This window comes from Micromonospora krabiensis (genome assembly GCF_900091425.1).
Classification (GTDB): domain Bacteria; phylum Actinomycetota; class Actinomycetes; order Mycobacteriales; family Micromonosporaceae; genus Micromonospora; species Micromonospora krabiensis.
This window is the reverse complement of sequence record NZ_LT598496.1, coordinates 6,346,495-6,363,828: the sequence shown is the minus strand read 5'-3', so window position 1 is coordinate 6,363,828 and position 17,334 is coordinate 6,346,495. Positions and strand designations below refer to the sequence as shown.

Below are 17,334 nucleotides of genomic sequence, written 5' to 3'. Positions count from 1 at the left end.
GTGGCTCCCCGCGCAAGTGGCGCACCGGGTGGAACGGAATTTACCGTGCCAGGAGCGTGCGGGCACCCTCGGTAATGGCTTCCTCCGAGACCAGAACCTGACGCGCTGCCGGACCTAATGGTACAAACGAGTCAACTCCGGCTACCCGCCGCGCCGCCCCGACATATCCGGCATCGACCAGGGCGGCGATCACCCCCTCCCCGACCCCGCCGGACCGGCGCGTCTCGTCCACCACCAGCACCCGGCCGGTCGCCGACGCCTCCCGGATGATGTCCGCGACCGGCAGCGGGGCGAGCCACCGGAGGTCCACCACGCGGGTGCCGACCCCCTCGCCCGCGAGCGTGGCCGCCGCGCGCAGCGACATCCGTACGCCGTTACCGAAGGTGATGATGGTGAGGTCCTCGGCCGAGCCCACCCCGTACACGCGGGCGCGGCCGATCGGCACGTGGCCGCTCACCCACGCACCCGGCTCGGCGTAGCCGGCGAGCCACTCGCCGTCGCCGTCGCCGTACAGGTCCCGGGTGTGGTAGAGCGCGATCGGCTCCAGGAACACGCAGACGCTGCCGTCCACCGCCGCACTGGCCAGGCAGGTCCGCAGCATGGGCGCGGCGTCGTCCGGCCGCGCCGGCACCGCGATGACCAGGCCCGGCACATCCCGGAGTACGGCCACGGAGTTGTCGTTGTGGAAGTGCCCGCCGAAGCCCTCCTGGTAGGCGAGCCCGGCGACGCGCACCACCATCGGGTTGCGGAAGGCCCCCCGGGAGAAGAACTGCATCGTCGCCGCCTCGCCGCGGAGCTGGTCCTCGGCGTTGTGCAGGTACGCCAGGTACTGGATCTCGGGCACCGGCAGCATCCCGGCCAGCCCGGCGCCCAACCCCAGCCCGAGCACCGACGTCTCGTCGAGCAGGGTGTCGAAGACCCGGGCCGGCCCGAACCGGTCGCGCAGGCCCTTCGTGACGCCGTACACCCCTCCCTTCGCGGCCACGTCCTCCCCGAAGACCGCCATCTGCGGGTGGTCGAGCATCCCGTCGGCGAGCGCCGCGTTGATGCTCTGCGCGAGGGTCAGCGGGCCGGTCAGCTCCGGGGGCTTGCCGCCGAACGCCTCGGCCCGGGCGGCGGCACCGGGGCCGCCGGCGCGGGCCGCCGCGTCGCCGATCGCCCGGGAGACCCGGGCCGGGCGCCGGGGCGCCAGCGGGGCGACCACCTCGGCCGCGTCGGCGAGCTTCGGCTCGCCGATGACCTCCTCGGCCACCCGCCGGACCTGCCAGCCGATGTCGTCGTACCGGGCCAGCAGCTCCTCGCCACTGGCCACGCCCGCCTCCACCAGGCTCCGGGCGGTCCTGGCGAGGGGGTCCCGGTCCAGGTCCGCGGCGAGCTCCGCCGGGCTGCGGTACGCGGTCTCCGCGTCCGCGCCGGCGTGTCCCATCAGCCGTACGGTGCGCAGGTGCAGCACGGCGGGACGCCGGTGCCGGCGCACCCACTCGGCCGCCTCGGTCGCCACCGCGTACGCCTCGAACAGGTCGCCGCCGTCGGCGGCGAAGTAGCGGATCCCCGGCCGGGACCGCAGTGTCGTCTCCACCCAACCCTGCGGCGAGCGGACGCTGATGCCGAGCCCGTTGTCCTCGCACACGAAGAGCACCGGGATACGCAGGCCGGTGTGGTCGTACCAGCCGGCGGTGTTGAGGGCGGCCGTCGCGCTCGCGTGGTTGACCGAGGCGTCGCCGAACGAGCAGACGACGATCGCGTCCGCCGGCCACGGGGCGTGTGCCGCGCCGCCGCCGCTGCCGATCCGGACCCCACCGCCGGCCCGGCGGGTCTCCCGGCGGCGCAGCCGCTCGACGGCCAGCCCCATCCCGACGGCGCGGGGCAGATGGGAGGCGATCGTGGAGGTGGTCGGCACCACGGCGAGGTCGGGGTGGCCGAAGACCTTGTGCCGCCCGCCCGCGACCGGCTCCTCGGCCGAGGCGACCATGCCGCGCAGCACGTCGCGGGCGGCCACGGCGTACGCCCAGGGCCGGTCGGCCCGGCCCGCGTCGGGCCCGGCGGCCGGGTCTGCGGTGGCGTCCCGGTCGGTGGTCCCCGACCCCTCGGTAGCTCCGGCGGGCGAGCCAGCTGTCCTGATCCCGTCGGGCCGCTCGGCCCGCGCGTCGTCGGCGCCGTCGCTCGCCGCCCCGTCGACGGAGGCGCCGGCACCGCCGGCCGAGGCGGTCGCGGGGGAGTCCTCGACCTGGGCGACCGGGTCGGGACGGCGGGCCGGGCCGGTCGGGTCGGAGTTGTCGGCCGGGACGGACCCGTCCTGGGCGGTCATCCCGGTTGCGCCGGGCGGCCCGTCGGCCCCGGAGCCTTCGGCGGCCTGGGCGGCCCGGACGCAGTAGAACGCTCCGGAGCGGTAGTGCAGCAGGGCCGGGTCGGTGGGGCGCAGCGCGGCGGCGACGGCGGCGTTGCCCTCGTGACCGGCGGAGCCGATCGTGTAGAAGCCCTCGCCGAAGCTCCGCAGCCAGCGGCCGGCCAGGTCGAGCTGCCGGCTGGTGACCTGGGCGTCGAAGAGGTCGAGGGCCTGCGCGCCGGTCAGCGTCGCGCCGTCGGAGACCGGTTCGGCCGGGTCACGCCGCCGCGGTGGGGCGGCCAGCGCGGCGAGCGTCTCCCGGACCCGGTCGTCGAGATCGTGCGGGGTGGTCACGTCGGACAGCATTACCGACGGGGGCCACCCGCGCCCAGTCCGGCACCAGCGACTCAGTCGGCTCCGGAGCACTCGTTCCCGGAAGTAGTGCTCATCAGCGGGCGGGATGAGCACTCTTTCCCGGAACGAGTGCGACGGCGGGGCGGAGCGGGGGCACGGCGGGCGGGCTCAGCCGGGCAGGAAGGAGAGGCGGACCTGGCGGGTGACGTTGTCGCCGTTGGTGTCGACCAGGCAGAGCGACTGCCAGGTGCCGAGCGCGAGGCGGCCGGCGAGCACGGGCAGGGTCGCGTACGGCGGGAGGAAGGCCGGAAGCACGTGGTCCCGCCCGTGGCCGGGCGAGCCGTGCCGGTGACGCCACCGGTCGTCGGCGGGGAGCAGGTCACCCAGGGCGTTGAGCAGGTCGTCGTCGGAGCCGGAGCCGGTCTCGATGATCGCCAGCCCGGCGGTGGCGTGCGGCACGAAGACGTGCAGCAGCCCGTCCCCCTGTCCGGAGACGAAGCCCTGGGCCTCGGCGGTGATGTCCCGCACGGTTGCCCGGGGGCCGGTCTGGACGGTGATCACATCACTGCGCATACGTCGCATTCTGCCGCAGCGCGGCGTGGCGGTCGTCGAGGTCGCCGGCACGGACCCCGCCGCGGTCCGGCCCTACGAGCCACCGCCACCTGAGTCACCGCCACCCGACCAGCCACCGCCGGAGTCCCCACCGACGTCGCCCGTCGGGTAGAGCGGGAGGAGGCCGCCCGCCGTGATGTCGCGTCGGCGCGCGGCGGGCCGGGGTCGTCGGAGGTCGCGCAGCAGGCCGACGCCGAGCACGGCGAGGATCGCGCCCAGCGCGGTGATCATCAGCGCGGCGGGAGTCCGGAACCAGGCGGCGATCGTGCCGGCCACCGCGCCGACCAGACCCACGACCGTCATCGTCACGGCGAGCAACCTCGATGGCCATCTCATGCCGGCAGGGTAGGGAGATCGGACAAGCCGGCGGGGCCGGGCGGACGGTGGCACAAAGTTACTGGTGGGTACCTGTGTTCAGCGTCGCGTCGGAGGGACCTAGACGTGACGCCGGGTGCCACGAGGGGGCAGGATGGCGCTAGAGACCTATCCCACACACAACCGAGGGACCGCCTGTGGCTACGGAACGCAAGCGCCCGGTGATCACCGCCGGCCTGCCGAGCCAGCTTCCGGACATCGACCCAGAAGAAACCAGCGAATGGGTCGAGTCGCTCGACGGGGTCATCGACGAGCGCGGAACCAAGCGCGCCCGTTACGTGATGCTGCGCCTGCTGGAGCGGGCCCGCGAGCGCCAGGTCGGGGTGCCGTCCCTGACCACCACGGACTACATCAACACGATCGCGCCGGAGCGGGAGCCCTGGTTCCCGGGTGACGAGCACGTCGAGCGGCGGATCCGGGCGTACATCCGGTGGAACGCCGCGATGCTGGTGCACCGGGCGCAGCGCCCGGAGATCGGCGTCGGCGGGCACATCTCCACCTTCGCCAGCTCCGCGTCGCTCTACGAGGTGGGCTTCAACCACTTCTTCCGGGGCAAGAACCACCCGGGCGGCGGCGACCACATCTTCTACCAGGGTCACGCGTCCCCCGGCATGTACGCGCGCGCGTTCCTGGAGGGCCGGCTCAGCGAGGACCAGCTCGACGGGTTCCGCCAGGAGCTGTCGCACCCCGGTGGCGCCCTGCCGTCGTACCCGCACCCGCGGCTGATGCCGGACTTCTGGGAGTTCCCCACGGTCTCGATGGGCCTGGGCGGCCTGAACGCGATCTACCAGGCGCGGTTCAACCGGTACCTGCACCACCGCGGCATCAAGGACACGTCCGACCAGCACGTCTGGGCGTTCCTCGGTGACGGCGAGATGGACGAGCCGGAGACCCTCGGCGCGATCGGCGTGGCCGCCCGCGAGGAGCTCGACAACCTCACCTTCGTGATCAACTGCAACCTGCAGCGGCTGGACGGCCCCGTGCGGGGCAACGGCAAGGTCATGCAGGAGCTGGAGGCCTTCTTCCGGGGCGCCGGCTGGAACGTGATCAAGGTGGTCTGGGGCCGCGAGTGGGACCCGCTGCTGGCGGCGGACACCGACGGCGCGCTGGTGAACCTCATGAACACCACGCCGGACGGCGACTACCAGACCTACAAGGCGGAGTCCGGGGCGTACGTCCGCGAGCACTTCTTCGGGCGCGACCCGCGCACCCGCAAGATGGTCGAGCACCTGAGCGACGACGAGATCTGGAACCTCAAGCGCGGTGGCCACGACTACCGGAAGCTCTACGCGGCCTACAAGGCGGCCACCGAGCACACCGGGCAGCCGACGGTCATCCTCGCCAAGACGATCAAGGGCTGGACGCTCGGCTCGCACTTCGAGGGCCGCAACGCCACCCACCAGATGAAGAAGCTGACGCTGGAGGACCTGAAGACCTTCCGCGACCGGCTCTACCTGGACATCCCGGACTCGGCGCTGGAGGAGAACCCCTACCTGCCGCCGTACTACCGGCCGGACGACAAGTCCGACGAGATGCAGTACCTGCGGGAGCGGCGCGAGCAGCTCGGTGGCTACCTGCCGTCGCGGCGGGTCAGCTCGAAGAAGCTGGTCATCCCGGGGCCGGAGCGGTTCGCCGACGTGAAGCGCGGCTCGGGCAAGCAGAAGGTGGCCACCACGATGGCCTTCGTCCGCCTGCTCAAGGACATCATGAAGGACAAGGAGTTCGGCAAGCGCTGGGTGCCGATCATCCCGGACGAGGCGCGCACCTTCGGCCTGGACTCGATCTTCCCGACCGCGAAGATCTACTCGCCGCACGGCCAGCGCTACACCTCGGTGGACCGGGAGCTGTTCCTGTCCTACAAGGAGTCGACGACCGGGCAGATCCTGCACGAGGGCATCAACGAGGCCGGCTCGGTCGCCTCGTTCACCGCCGCGGGCACGTCGTACGCCACGCACGACGAGCCGATGATCCCGATGTACATCTTCTACTCGATGTTCGGGTTCCAGCGGACCGCGGACGGGCTGTGGGCGGCCGCCGACCAGATGGCGCGGGGCTTCCTGCTCGGCGCGACCGCGGGGCGGACCACGCTCAACGGCGAGGGCCTCCAGCACGAGGACGGTCACTCGCTGCTGATCGCCGCCACCAACCCGGCGGTGGTCGCGTACGACCCGGCGTTCTCCTTCGAGATCGCGCACATCATGGAGAACGGCCTGCACCGGATGTACGGCGAGGCGCAGGAGAACATCTTCTACTACCTCACCGTCTACAACGAGCCGATCTTCCAGCCGGCCGAGCCGGAGGGCGTGGACGTCGAGGGCATCCTCAAGGGCATCTACCGCTACTCCCCGGCCCCGCAGGTCGACGGGGACGCGCCGAAGGCGAACGTCCTCGCCTCCGGCACCGGGATGCAGTGGGCGCTCAAGGCGCAGCAGCTGCTCGCCCAGGACTGGGGGGTGGCCGCCGACGTCTGGTCGGTGACCTCGTGGACCGAACTGCGCCGCGACGCGGTGGAGTGCGAGGAGCACAACCTGCTCAACCCGGGCGCCGAGCAGCGGGTGCCGTACATCCAGCGGAAGCTGGCCGACGCCGACGGGCCGAAGGTCGCGGTCAGCGACTTCATGCGGGCGGTACCGGACCTGATCGCCCGCTGGGTACCCGGTGACTACACTTCGCTGGGCACCGACGGCTTCGGCATGTCGGACACCCGGCACGCCCTGCGCCGGCACTTCCACGTCGACGCCGAGTCGATCGTGGTCGCGACGCTGCGGCAGCTCGCGCTCCGCGGCGCGGTGCCGGCCACCGTGCCGGCCGAGGCGGCGAAGAAGTACGCGATCGACGACGTCCACGCGGCCCCGGTCGGCGAGACCGGCGGCGACAGCTAGACCGCGTCACGAACGAAGGGCCCGTGCCACCGGCACGGGCCCTTCGCACATCCGGAGTGCCCACAACCCGACCCGTGGACCCCGCCGCCGATCATGGACTTGTGGTGCCGGATGCGCCCCGATGAGGGGCGTTTGTCCACCACCACAACTGCATGATCGACGGGGCATGGGGTCGGGTGCGGGGCCGGGGCGGGCGAGCGCGGGTAGGGCGGTGGCCCGGGGTCCCTGGCGGGGACGCCGGGCCACCGCCATCGCGGGCGACGCCGGGGACGGGTCCGGTCAGCCGACGGCGGCCAGGTCGGTCAGCCGGGCCAACGAGTCCTCCAGGTCGGCGCCGACCCGGCGCAGACCGAGCCGGAGCAGGGCGGCCTTGACCGGACCGGCCGGCCAGCGCACGACGATCAGCCGCACGACGGTGCCGCCCTCCTCCTCGTCGGGAGTGAGTTGCACGTAGATCTCGGTACGCGCCTCGGCCCGGGCGCCGGCACCCTTGGCACGTTCGCGCCACCCGATGAGGGTCGGCTCCTGGTAGGCGATCACTTCAGCCTCATGCGCCGCGCCACGCCCGGCCTGGACCCGTTGCCGCCGTCCGAAGCCCTCCCCCGAGAGCACCTCGGCCGCGCGGACTCCGGCGAGCCAGGCCGGCAACTGCTCAGCCCGCTGCACCACGTCCCAGACCGCTTCCACCGGCGCCGCCACGTGCGCACTGCGTTCCACGAGGATCATTTCCGTCTTCCTCCAGTGAGGACATCCCACAATATCGGCACTCTATGCGCAAATTCGGACGTACCTGGACGGGTTCGGAAAAAGACACGCCGAAAACCATTGCGCACCGAGTCATCGCGGCCTATGGCGCATTCGCCGACGGCGTCCTAGAGTCCCGAGCACGTTTCATGTTGACCGGGAGGGCGCATGACCGCACCGATGCCGCAGTTCCCCGCCGGATTCCGCTGGGGCGTCTCCACCTCCGCGTACCAGATCGAGGGTGCGGTCGACGCGGACGGCCGCGGACCGTCCATCTGGGACACGTTCGCCCACTCCCCCGGACGCGTCGTCGACGGCAGCACCGGTGACGTGGCCTGCGACCACTACCACCGCCACCGCGCGGACGTCGCGCTGCTGTCCGGGTTGGGCGTCGACGCGTACCGGTTCTCGGTCGCCTGGCCCCGGGTACAGCCGAGCGGCAGCGGGCCGGTCAACGCCGCGGGGTTGGACTTCTACGACCGACTGGTCGACGACCTGCTCGCGCACGGGATCGACCCGGTGGCGACCCTGTACCACTGGGACCTGCCGCAGCCCCTGGAGGACTCCGGCGGCTGGCTCGCACGGGACACCGCCCACCGGTTCGCCGCGTACGCCGATCTGGTCGCGGCCCGACTGGGGGACCGGGTCCGGCTCTGGATCACCCTGAACGAGCCGTTCATCCACATGAGCCTCGGCTACGGCATGGGCGTGCACGCCCCCGGCCGGATGCTCCTCTTCGACGCCTTCCCGGTCGCCCACCACCAACTGCTCGGGCACGGGCTCGCGGTCGCCGCGCTGCGCACCCGCACCACGAGCCCGGTCGCCGTCGCCAACAACTACTCGCCGGTGCGGGTGCTCGGCGACACCGACGCCGACCGGGCCGCCGGCGTCGCGTACGAGGCGCTGCACAACCGCCTCTTCACCGATCCGCTGCTCGGCCGGGGCTACCCGGACGGCACGGTCACCGACCCGTCCCTCGTCCACGACGGCGACCTGGCGGCCATCGCCGCCCCGATCGACGTGCTGGGGGTCAACTACTACAACCCGACCGGCGTACGGGCCCCGGCGGACGACTCTCCCCTGCCGTTCGACCTGGTGCCCCTCGACGGCTATCCGCGCACCGCGTTCGACTGGCCGGTGGCCCCGGACGGGCTGCACGAGCTGCTCGGCTGGCTCCACCGCAGCTACGGCGACGCGCTGCCGCCCATCGAGATCACCGAGAGCGGCTGCGCGTACGACGACGCGCCCGGCCCGGACGGGCGGGTGCACGACCCCGACCGGATCGCGTACCTCGACGGGCACCTGCGGGCGGTCCGCGCGGCCCTGGACGACGGCGTCGACGTACGCGGCTACTTCGTCTGGTCGCTGCTCGACAACTGGGAGTGGGCCGAGGGTTTCACGAAACGCTTCGGCCTGGTCCACGTCGACTACGCCAGCCAGGCCCGCACCCCGAAGTCCTCGTACGCCTGGCTGCGGGACGTCATCGCGGCCGCGCGCCGGGGGCCGGCGCGGTGACCACGGTCGACCCGACACCGACGTCGCTGCCGGCGGCGCTGGCCGAGCCGACGGCGCCGGTCCGGCGGGGCTGGATCGCGTTGATCTTCTCGGCCAACCTCGGCGTGTGGATGGCCTTCTTCACCCCCATCCAGGTGCTGCTGCCACAGCAGATCGAACGGATCGCGCCGGGCGACAAGGAGGCGATGCTGGCCGTCGTCACCGGCGTCGGAGCGCTCGCCGCGGTGCTCGCCAACCCGCTCGCGGGCGCGCTGTCCGACCGCACCTGCCTGCGGCTGGCCGGGCGGGAGTTCGGCCGCCGGCACGTCTGGACCGCGGGCGGGGCACTGTTGGGCGCGCTGGCCCTGGTGCTGCTCGCCGAGCAGCGCACCGTGCTCGGGGTGACCCTGCTCTGGGTCGCCGCCCAGGTCTGCTTCAACGCGATGCTGGCCAGCCTGACCGCCGCCATCCCCGACCGGGTGCCGGTCGCGCAGCGCGGTGGCGTCTCCGGCTGGGTGGGCATTCCGCAGGCCCTCGGGCTGGTCCTCGGCGCGGTGCTGGTCACCGCCGTGGTCACCGGCAACGCGGCCGGCTACCGCACGATCGCGCTCGCCGTGCTGGTCCTTGCGCTGCCGTTCGCGCTGCTCACCGGCGACGACCCGCTCCCCCGGGCGCACCGGCCGGTGTTCCGGCTCCGCGCGCTGCTGACGTCGATGTGGATCAGCCCGCGCCGGCACCCCGACTTCGCGTGGGCCTGGTTCACCCGGTTCCTGGTGCAGACGGGCAACGCGCTCGGCACGCTCTACCTGCTGTACTTCCTCACCGACGGCGTCCGGGTGCCCGACCCGGAGGGCGCCCTGCTGGTGCTGATCCTGCTCTACACGCTGGGCATGATGCTCACGGCGGTGGTCGCGGGTCGGCTCTCCGACCGCTCCGGGCGGCGCAAGGTCTTCGTGATCACCTCGGGCCTGATCATGGCGGTGGCGGCGACGCTGCTGGCGGTCGCCCCGGTCTGGCCGATGGCGGTGGTCGCCGCGCTGCTGCTCGGCGCCGGCTACGGGGTCTACCTGTCGGTGGACGCGGCGTTGATCACCCAGGTGCTGCCCCGGGCCACCGACCGGGCCAAGGACCTGGGGGTGATCAACATCGCGAACTCCGCGCCGCAGGTGCTCGGCCCGGCGCTCTCCGCGCCGATCGTGGTGCATCTGGGCGGATACCCGACGCTCTACGCGGTCACAGCCGCAGTGACGCTGCTCGGCAGCGCCCTGGTGGTGAAGATCCGCTCGGTGCCCTGAGCGGCACCCCTGGTCTAATCCGATCGCGCAGCGCCGTAGGCTGGGGACGTGACGGTACGTGTACGCTTCGCCCCCTCCCCGACCGGTATGTTCCACGTCGGCGGCGCCCGCTCGGCCCTGCAGAACTGGATCTACGCCAAGCAGCAGGGCGGGGTGTTCGTGCTCCGCATCGAGGACACCGACGCGGCGCGCAACAAGCCCGAGTGGACCGAGGGCATCCTCTCCGCGCTGGACTGGATCGGCATCGAGCGCACCAGCTACGAGGGCCCCCACTTCCAGTCGGAGAACGCCCACGAGCACCGGGCCGCCGCCCAGCGGCTCTACGAGTCGGGCCGGGCGTACTACTGCGACTGCACCCGGGAGGACGTGCAGGCCCGCACCGGCTCCCAGTACGCCGGCTACGACGGCTACCACCGGGACAAGGGCCTCGGCCCGGGCGAGGGGCGGGCGCTGCGCTTCCGTACGCCCGACGAGGGCGAGACCGTTGTGGTCGACCTGATCCGCGGTGAGCCCACCTTCGAGAACAAGCTCATCGAGGACTTCGTCATCGCCCGCGGCGACGGCTCCCCCGTGTTCCTGCTGGCCAACGTCGTCGACGACATGACCATGGGGATCACCCACGTGATCCGGGCCGAGGAGCACCTGCCCAACACGCCCAAGCAGCAGCTGCTCTGGGACGCCCTCGGGGTCAAGCCGCCGGTCTGGGCGCACGTGCCGGTGGTCGTCAACGAGAAGCGCCAGAAGCTCTCCAAGCGCCGCGACAAGGTCGCGCTCGAGGCGTACCGGGACGAGGGCTACCTGGCCGACGCGATGCGCAACTACCTGATGCTGCTCGGCTGGGCGCCCTCCGGCGACCGGGAGATCGTCCCGTGGTCGGTCATCGAGCAGGAGTTCCGGCTGGAGGACGTGAACCCCTCGCCGGCGTTCTTCGACGAGAAGAAGCTGCGCGCGTTCAACGGCGAGTACATCCGGGCCCTGTCGGTCGAGGACTTCGTCGACGCCTGCCAGCCGTGGCTGACCGGCACCGGGACCATCGCGCCTCCGCCGTGGCAGCCGGAGGAGTTCGACGCGGACGTCTTCGCCGCCGTCGCCCCGCTGGCCCAGACCCGGATCGCGGTGCTCAGCGAGATCGTGCCGAACGTCGACTTCCTCTTCCTGGCCACGCCGCTGGTCGAGGAGGCGGCCTGGGCCAAGGCGATGAAGGAGGGCTCGGCGGAGCTGCTCGACGGGGCCATCGCCGCGTTCGAGGCGCTGGACTCCTGGGACGCGGAGTCCACGAAGGCGGCCCTGGAGGCGGTCGGCGCCGAGCGGGGTCTCAAGCTCGGCAAGGCCCAGGCACCCGTGCGGGTCGCCGTCACCGGCCGGACCGTGGGGCTGCCGCTGTTCGAGTCGCTGCAGGTGCTCGGCCGCGAGCGCACCCTCACCCGGCTGCGCGCCGCTCGGGTCCGCCTGGTCTGACGTCGCGCCGGCGGCGTCCGGGCCGGTCGTGGATCAGTCCACGCGACCCGGCCCGGCCGCCGCCGAGGCGCGATCAGCGACGGGCGGCTCGGCGGCGCAGCAGCAGACCCGCTGCCAGGGCCGCGAGCACCACCAGACCGCCGAGGGCCCAGAGCCAACCGCTCGGGCCGCCCTGCTCGTCGGACGCCGGCACGATCGCCGCGGTCGGGCTCGGGCTGGCGGTGCCCGGAGCGGCCGCGGTGGCCGGCGACGGGCTGGTCGTCGGCGTCGCGAGGGCCCCACCGCTCGTCGCGGGCGCGCCACCCGGGGACGACGGGGAGGCCGACGGGTCGGCCGGGGTGCCGGTGGTGAGGGTGAACCGGACCTCGCCGGTGATCGGGTGCCCGTCGCTGGAGGCCACCCGGTAGCCGACGATGTAGAGCCCGGCCGCGCCGGGCTTGAAGGGCACCCGGACCCGGCTGCCGGAGAAGGTCGGCGCGCCGCCGGCGGCGTCCACATTGTTCGGTCCGGCGACTGTGATCTTCGTCGTACCCGGGTCCAGCCGGGACAGGAATCGCAACTCGATCCGCTCCGGCGCGGCGGCCACGCGGGCACCGTCGCGGGGATCGCTGCCGGTCAGCGAGTTGTGCGCCAGCGCCGGCGTCGCCGGTAGCAGCAACGACACACCGAGCGCCACGCCGAGCACCCCTGGCACGAGCCCCGCCACACGTGCGACCCTGCCCCCCATGAACCCCTCCTGAAAGGTACGATCCGCCCGCTGATCAACGGCTGCTGATTAGTCGGGCCGAGATCGCAGATAGTTCCAATTACTGTTCCACGTGCTGCAACCAAATGACATTCCGCGGAGTCTTGAAGGTGGGCGGTCGCCCGGGCGGCGAGTCGACGCCAACGGCAGGACCGGCACGTCAGGCGCAGCGAAGCCATCCATCGAACGGGGCGAGGAGGCGGCGATGGTCCGACAGGTGAGGAGGCTCGCCGCCGTGCTGGCGGGCGCGCTCGCACTGGCCCTGTCGAGCGGCTTCGCCGGGCCGGCGCAGGCCGCGCCGAAGCCGCCGCCGGGGGTCGACATCACGGGCACCGGCCTCACCGAGCCGTTGCGCCTGCGGGCCGACACCCAGGCGGCCCAGGTGAACGCGCTGATCGACCAGGTCAGCTTCCTTCCGCGTACGGGTGCGGCCACCGGGCCGAAGCAGGCGGACCTCGGTCCGAAGTACACGATCGTGGTGCTCGCCGGTGACGCGCCGAAGCAGACGTACGACCTCTACCCGAAGGCCGCCGGCGGCCCGCGCATCTACCGGCCCGCCAAGCAGCCGGACTCGCGCAAGACCACTGCCGGCTGGTTCCTCGGCCGACTCTCCATGTCGGAGACGCTGCGCACCGCCGGGGTGCCGATCGAGCGACAGTACGACACGGTCAGCGGCGGCATCGGCGGTGGCGAGCGGGTGATCCCGGAGGATTCGCTGAACCCGGCCGAGGACATCGACGAGGCGCTCGGGGAGCTTCAGCGGCTGCTGCTGCTCAACGTGGCGGTGATGCTGGTCATCACGACGGGCCTCGCCGGGATCGCGCTGCTCATCCGTCGCCGCACCCGCTGACGCGGCACCGCACGCGCTGACGGAACGCCCCGCACCGGCGCGCCACCGGCTGGGACCGGGCGGGCGGTCGGCCCGGGGTCAGCACCAGCGACGCGGGGGGCGCTCGCGCCGGCCGGCACGCTGCGGCGGGCGGACCGCGCCGTGCCGGTGGGCACCGGCCCAACCCGGCAGGTCGCTGCGGCAGCTCGAGACCGCCCGCACCGGCTCCGGCTCGACCGGCGGGGCCGCCTCGCCGCTGCGCTGTCGCGGCACCGGGGCGTCCTCCTCGACGGGGCGGGGGCCGGGAGCCTCGGCGGGCCGGGCGCCGGGCGCCTCGACCGGGCGGTGACCGACCGGCTCCAGCGGAATGGGCGGGATCGCGCCCACGGGACGGCGGTGCTTGGCCGCCGCCGGCTGGTCGTGGTGGCCCGGCCGGCAGGGCTCGCCCTGGGCGCAGCCGTGCTCGGCCTCCCCCTGCGCCATCCCGGTCTCCTCACGCTCGCTCCGCCCGCCGGCGGTGGCGCCGACGTGCTCTGACACCGTACTGGCCGACACCGACGGCCCGTGCAGGGCCCGGACGACCGTCCGCGTGCCGGTCGTCCGGATCGGCGGACGTCGTGGCGCGGAGCCCGGACACCGGTGGCAGCGGGCCCGCCCGACCGGCTCGGCGGTGCCCGCCGTGGAGGCGCAGCTCAGGGCATGTCAGGCTGGGGCGGTGGGGAACGAGCCGGGAGACGGGGAGCTGGGCGCGACGCTGCGCCGGATCGAGCGGGCCGCGGGCGCGCTCGCGACCGGCAGCGTAGCCCGGATGGACGAGACCCTGCCCTGGTTCCGGGCGTTGCCCGCCGACCAGCGCTCCTGGGTCATGCTGGTGGCCCAGGCCGGCGTCCGGTCCCTGGTGCAGTGGCTGCGCTCCGGCGGCGGTAGCACCGAGGGCACCCAGGAGGTGTCCGACGAGGTCTTCGCCGCGGCGCCGCAGGCGCTGGCCCGGTCGATCACCCTCCAGCAGACCGTGGCTCTGATCAAGATCACGATCGAGGTCGTCGAGGAACAGGTGCCCCACCTCGCCGCCGAGGGCGAGGAGCAGCAGCTCCGCGACGCCGTCCTGCGCTTCTCCCGGGAGATCGCGTTCGCCGCCGCCCGGGTGTACGCCCGCGCCGCCGAGTCCCGCGGCGCCTGGGACGCCCGGCTGCAGGCGCTGCTGGTCGACGCCCTGCTGCGGGGGGACTCACCGGACGTGCTCGCCAGCCGGGCCGCCGCCCTGGGCTGGACGGACGCGCCGCCGGTGGCGGTGGCGGTGGGAAGGTCCCCGGGCGGGGACGTCTCCGCCGTGCTGCACACCGTGTACCGGCAGGCCCGCCGGATCGGGGCGGAGGTGATCGGCGGCGTGCACGGCGACCGGCTGGTCGTCGTGCTCGGCGGCGCGGCCGACCCGGTGGCCGCCACCGGGAAGCTGCTCAGCGCGTTCGGCGAGGGACCGGTGGTGGTCGGCCCGGCGGTGCCGAGCCTGGACGAGGCGACCGAGTCGGCCCGCGCCGCCCTGGCCGGGTTCCGGGCCGCACCGGCCTGGCCCACCGCGCCCCGGCCGGTGCCCGCCGGTGACCTGCTGCCCGAACGCGCCCTGGCCGGCGACGCGGAGGCCCGGCGTCGGTTGCGGCACGACGTGTACACCGTGCTGGTCCGCGCCGGCGGCGAGCTGCTGGAGACGCTGGACGCCTTCTTCGCCGCGGGCGGCACCCTGGAGAGCGCCGCGCGGGCGCTGTTCGTGCACCCGAACACGGTCCGCTACCGGCTGCGGCGCATCGCCGAGGTCACCGGGTTCTCGCCGCTCGCCCCACGGGACGCCTTCGCGCTCCAGGTGGCCCTGACCGTCGGCCGCCTCGACCCGGTGGTCCCGATGGTCCCGACCCAGACATTGGGCCCAGCCGTGAGTAAATCCTCACAGACTGGTGATGACCACCGCCGATCTTTGTAGGATCTCTCCAAACGTCCTAGTTCGGTTTGGTCGAGGGCGGCACAGCGCTACCCACGCGTATCCGGGAGAGTCATACACGTGCTCGCCGTACTTTCCCCCGGGCAGGGGTCCCAGAAGCCCGGCTTCCTGACTCCGTGGCTCGACCTGACCGGCACCGAGGCGCGTCTGCGCTGGTGGTCGGCGCTGGCCGGGGTCGACCTGGTGCACCTCGGCACGGCCGCCGACGCCGACGAGATCAAGGACACCGCGCGTACCCAGCCGCTGCTGGTCGCCGCCGCGCTGCTCGCCGCCGAGCACCTGCCGATGCACGACGTGGCGGTCACCGCCGGGCACAGCGTCGGCGAGTTGGGCGCGGCCGCCCTGGCCGGGGTGCTCCCCGCCGAGGCCGCGATCACCCTGGCCGGCGTCCGTGGCCGGGAGATGGCGGCCGCGTGCGCGTTGGAGCCGACCGGGATGGCCGCCGTCCTGGGCGGCGACCCGGACGAGGTGCTCGCCGCGATCGAGCGACACGGGCTGCACCCGGCCAACCGCAACGGCGCCGGTCAGATCGTCGCCGCCGGCGCGCTGGACGCCCTCGACAAGCTCGCCGCCGAGCCGCCCGCGAAGGCCCGGGTCATCCGGCTCCAGGTGGCCGGCGCCTTCCACACCCCGTACATGGCGCCGGCCGAGGCCGCACTGGCGGCGGTGGCCGCCGGGATCACCCCGGCCGATCCGGCCCGGATCCTGCTGTCCAACCGCGACGGCGCCGCCGTCGACCACGGGCGGGTCCTCGTGCAGCGGCTGGTCCGCCAGGTCACCGCCCCGGTCCGCTGGGACCTCTGCATGCGTACGCTGGCCGACCTCGGCGTCACCGGCGTCATCGAGCTTCCCCCGGCCGGCACCCTGGCCGGGCTGGTGAAGCGGGAGCTGAAGGGTCCGGACGCTCCCGAGATCGTCACTCTGAACACCCCGGACGACCTTCCGGCCGCGCGCGACCTCATCGCGCGGCACGGCGCGGCGCCGAGCCACGAGCCGGCCCTCCCGTTCCGGGTCGTGGTGGCACCCTCCGCCGGCACCTTCACGCCGGCGCGGGACCTGACCGAGGGCGGCACCCTCCGCGCCGGTCAGGTGATCGGCCACGTCGCCACCCGACAGGGCCCGGTCGACGTGACCGCGCACGACAGCGGCGTGCTCACCGAGTGGCTCGCCCACCACGACGACCCGGTCGCGCCGGGCCAACCGCTCGCCCGTCTCGACGGGCACCTCTGAGCGCACAGTCGCGAACGAAAGGCATGCACTGATGGCCGGAAGCCGGATCGTCGCCCTGGGGCACTACCAGCCCTCCCGGGTGGTCACCAACGACGACCTCGCCCGCATGGTCGACACCAACGACGAGTGGATCCGCGACCGGGTCGGCATCGTCACCCGGCGGATCGCCGACAGTGAGACGGTGGCCGACATGGCCGCGGCCGCCGCCGGCAAGGCGCTGGCCAACTCGGGCCTCACCGCCGCCGACATCGGCCTGGTCGTGGTCGCCACCTGCACCTCGGTCGACCGCAGCCCCAACGTGGCCTGCCGGGTCGCCGCCAAGCTCGGCATCACCGCGCCGGGCGCGTACGACATCAACACGGCCTGCTCGGGCTTCGCGTACGCGCTGGGCACCGTCGACCACGCCATCCGCGCCGGGGCGTCGCGCAACGCGATCGTCATCGGCGCCGAGAAGCTCTCCGACTTCACCGACTGGACCGACCGCTCGACCTGCATCATCTTCGGTGACGGCGCGGGCGCCGCGGTGGTCACCGCCGCCGCCGAGGACGAGCCGGCCGGTGTCGGCCCGGTCGTGTGGGGTTCGGTGCCGGAGAAGAGCGACGCGGTACGGATCGAGGGCTGGCGCCCGTACATCCAGCAGGAGGGCCAGGCCGTCTTCCGGTGGGCGACGACGGCGCTGGCGCCGCTGGCCCTGCAGGCCTGCGAGCGGGCCGGTGTGGCCCCGTCCGAGCTGGCCGCGTTCGTGCCGCACCAGGCCAACGCCCGGATCATCGACGGCATCGCCAAGCGGCTGAACATCCCCGACGCGATCATCGCGAAGGACATCGTCGAGTCCGGCAACACCTCCGCGGCGAGCGTGCCGCTGGCCCTGTCGAAGCTGGTCGAGCGGCGGGAGGTGCCCTCGGGGGCGCCGGTGCTGCTGTTCGGCTTCGGTGGCGGCCTGACCTACGCCGGTCAGGTCGTCCGGTGCCCCTGAGTCCCGCCTCGACGCGTCCGC

Annotated in this window: 14 protein-coding genes; 8 read left to right on the top strand and 6 right to left on the bottom strand. The window is 73.4% G+C overall.

What is annotated here, in order from left to right; translation table 11 throughout:
* Positions 1-40 precede the first annotated feature (40 nt).
* The 3 genes from GA0070620_RS29325 to GA0070620_RS29315 form a co-directional block, all read right to left on the bottom strand.
* Entirely contained in the window at positions 41-2,692 is a 2,652-nt protein-coding gene (locus tag GA0070620_RS29325) for a thiamine pyrophosphate-dependent enzyme (protein ID WP_091596226.1), read from the bottom strand.
* 156 nt (positions 2,693-2,848) lie between these two features.
* Entirely contained in the window at positions 2,849-3,253 is a 405-nt protein-coding gene (locus tag GA0070620_RS29320) for a YjbQ family protein (RefSeq protein WP_091596224.1), read from the bottom strand.
* A gap of 72 nt (positions 3,254-3,325) precedes the next feature.
* On the bottom strand, positions 3,326-3,628 hold the full coding sequence (locus GA0070620_RS29315) for a hypothetical protein (protein WP_157741732.1): 303 nt from the start codon (positions 3,626-3,628) through the stop codon (positions 3,326-3,328).
* Positions 3,629-3,804: 176 nt separating this feature from the next.
* Between GA0070620_RS29315 and aceE the strand changes: the two genes are divergently transcribed.
* Positions 3,805-6,549, top strand: a complete 2,745-nt coding sequence (gene aceE / locus GA0070620_RS29310) for a pyruvate dehydrogenase (acetyl-transferring), homodimeric type (RefSeq protein ID WP_091596220.1) — start codon at positions 3,805-3,807, stop codon at positions 6,547-6,549.
* 279 nt (positions 6,550-6,828) lie between these two features.
* Here aceE and GA0070620_RS29305 read toward each other — a convergent pair whose 3' ends face one another.
* Entirely contained in the window at positions 6,829-7,275 is a 447-nt protein-coding gene (locus tag GA0070620_RS29305) for an SRPBCC family protein (RefSeq protein WP_091596218.1), read from the bottom strand.
* A gap of 186 nt (positions 7,276-7,461) precedes the next feature.
* Between GA0070620_RS29305 and GA0070620_RS29300 the strand changes: the two genes are divergently transcribed.
* Genes GA0070620_RS29300 through gltX form a run of 3 tightly spaced genes read left to right on the top strand, consistent with a single transcriptional unit; the run spans position 7,462 to position 11,540 of the window.
* A complete protein-coding gene (locus GA0070620_RS29300) occupies positions 7,462-8,808 on the top strand; it encodes a GH1 family beta-glucosidase (RefSeq protein ID WP_091596216.1) in 1,347 nt (448 codons plus the stop codon).
* Complete coding sequence (locus tag GA0070620_RS29295) at positions 8,805-10,082, top strand: MFS transporter (protein WP_091596214.1); 1,278 nt, start codon at positions 8,805-8,807, stop codon at positions 10,080-10,082. The genes GA0070620_RS29300 and GA0070620_RS29295 overlap by 4 nt, the downstream gene beginning before the upstream one ends.
* A 48-nt stretch (positions 10,083-10,130) precedes the next feature.
* A complete protein-coding gene (gltX, locus tag GA0070620_RS29290) occupies positions 10,131-11,540 on the top strand; it encodes a glutamate--tRNA ligase (RefSeq protein ID WP_091596213.1) in 1,410 nt (469 codons plus the stop codon).
* 73 nt (positions 11,541-11,613) lie between these two features.
* Here gltX and GA0070620_RS29285 read toward each other — a convergent pair whose 3' ends face one another.
* Complete coding sequence (locus GA0070620_RS29285; protein WP_091596211.1) at positions 11,614-12,267, bottom strand: copper resistance CopC family protein; 654 nt, start codon at positions 12,265-12,267, stop codon at positions 11,614-11,616.
* A 223-nt stretch (positions 12,268-12,490) separates the two neighbouring features.
* On the opposite strand from GA0070620_RS29285, the gene GA0070620_RS29280 reads away from it, so the two are divergent.
* Complete coding sequence (locus GA0070620_RS29280) at positions 12,491-13,135, top strand: hypothetical protein (protein WP_091596210.1); 645 nt, start codon at positions 12,491-12,493, stop codon at positions 13,133-13,135.
* 78 nt (positions 13,136-13,213) lie between these two features.
* Here GA0070620_RS29280 and GA0070620_RS29275 read toward each other — a convergent pair whose 3' ends face one another.
* Positions 13,214-13,597, bottom strand: a complete 384-nt coding sequence (locus GA0070620_RS29275; protein ID WP_091596208.1) for a hypothetical protein — start codon at positions 13,595-13,597, stop codon at positions 13,214-13,216.
* Between the two features lie 187 nt (positions 13,598-13,784).
* Here GA0070620_RS29275 and GA0070620_RS29270 point away from each other — a divergent pair, with 187 nt between their 5' ends.
* The 3 genes from GA0070620_RS29270 to GA0070620_RS29260 all read left to right on the top strand — a co-directional run bounded on the left by GA0070620_RS29270 (position 13,785) and on the right by GA0070620_RS29260 (position 17,313).
* Entirely contained in the window at positions 13,785-15,089 is a 1,305-nt protein-coding gene (locus tag GA0070620_RS29270) for a PucR family transcriptional regulator (protein WP_377520108.1), read from the top strand.
* Positions 15,090-15,167: 78 nt separating this feature from the next.
* Complete coding sequence (locus GA0070620_RS29265; protein WP_091596204.1) at positions 15,168-16,337, top strand: acyltransferase domain-containing protein; 1,170 nt, start codon at positions 15,168-15,170, stop codon at positions 16,335-16,337.
* 31 nt (positions 16,338-16,368) lie between these two features.
* The gene (locus GA0070620_RS29260; RefSeq protein ID WP_091596202.1) at positions 16,369-17,313 is read left to right on the top strand and encodes a beta-ketoacyl-ACP synthase III; all 945 of its coding nucleotides are present in this window, start codon (positions 16,369-16,371) and stop codon (positions 17,311-17,313) included.
* The last annotated feature ends 21 nt before the right edge of the window (positions 17,314-17,334 follow it).

What these genes read in the sequence shown, in the direction of transcription:
- GA0070620_RS29280 (WP_091596210.1), top strand. Translation starts at nt 12,491, where the DNA reads ATGGTCCGACAGGTGAGGAGGCTCGCCGCCGTGCTGGCGGGCGCGCTC.
- GA0070620_RS29300 (WP_091596216.1), top strand. Translation starts at nt 7,462, where the DNA reads ATGACCGCACCGATGCCGCAGTTCCCCGCCGGATTCCGCTGGGGCGTC.
- GA0070620_RS29260 (WP_091596202.1), top strand. Translation starts at nt 16,369, where the DNA reads ATGGCCGGAAGCCGGATCGTCGCCCTGGGGCACTACCAGCCCTCCCGG.
- GA0070620_RS29285 (WP_091596211.1), bottom strand. Translation starts at nt 12,267, where the DNA reads ATGGGGGGCAGGGTCGCACGTGTGGCGGGGCTCGTGCCAGGGGTGCTC.
- GA0070620_RS29275 (WP_091596208.1), bottom strand. Translation starts at nt 13,597, where the DNA reads ATGGCGCAGGGGGAGGCCGAGCACGGCTGCGCCCAGGGCGAGCCCTGC.
- GA0070620_RS29320 (WP_091596224.1), bottom strand. Translation starts at nt 3,253, where the DNA reads ATGCGCAGTGATGTGATCACCGTCCAGACCGGCCCCCGGGCAACCGTG.
- GA0070620_RS29305 (WP_091596218.1), bottom strand. Translation starts at nt 7,275, where the DNA reads ATGATCCTCGTGGAACGCAGTGCGCACGTGGCGGCGCCGGTGGAAGCG.
- GA0070620_RS29325 (WP_091596226.1), bottom strand. Translation starts at nt 2,692, where the DNA reads ATGCTGTCCGACGTGACCACCCCGCACGATCTCGACGACCGGGTCCGG.
- GA0070620_RS29315 (WP_157741732.1), bottom strand. Translation starts at nt 3,628, where the DNA reads ATGAGATGGCCATCGAGGTTGCTCGCCGTGACGATGACGGTCGTGGGT.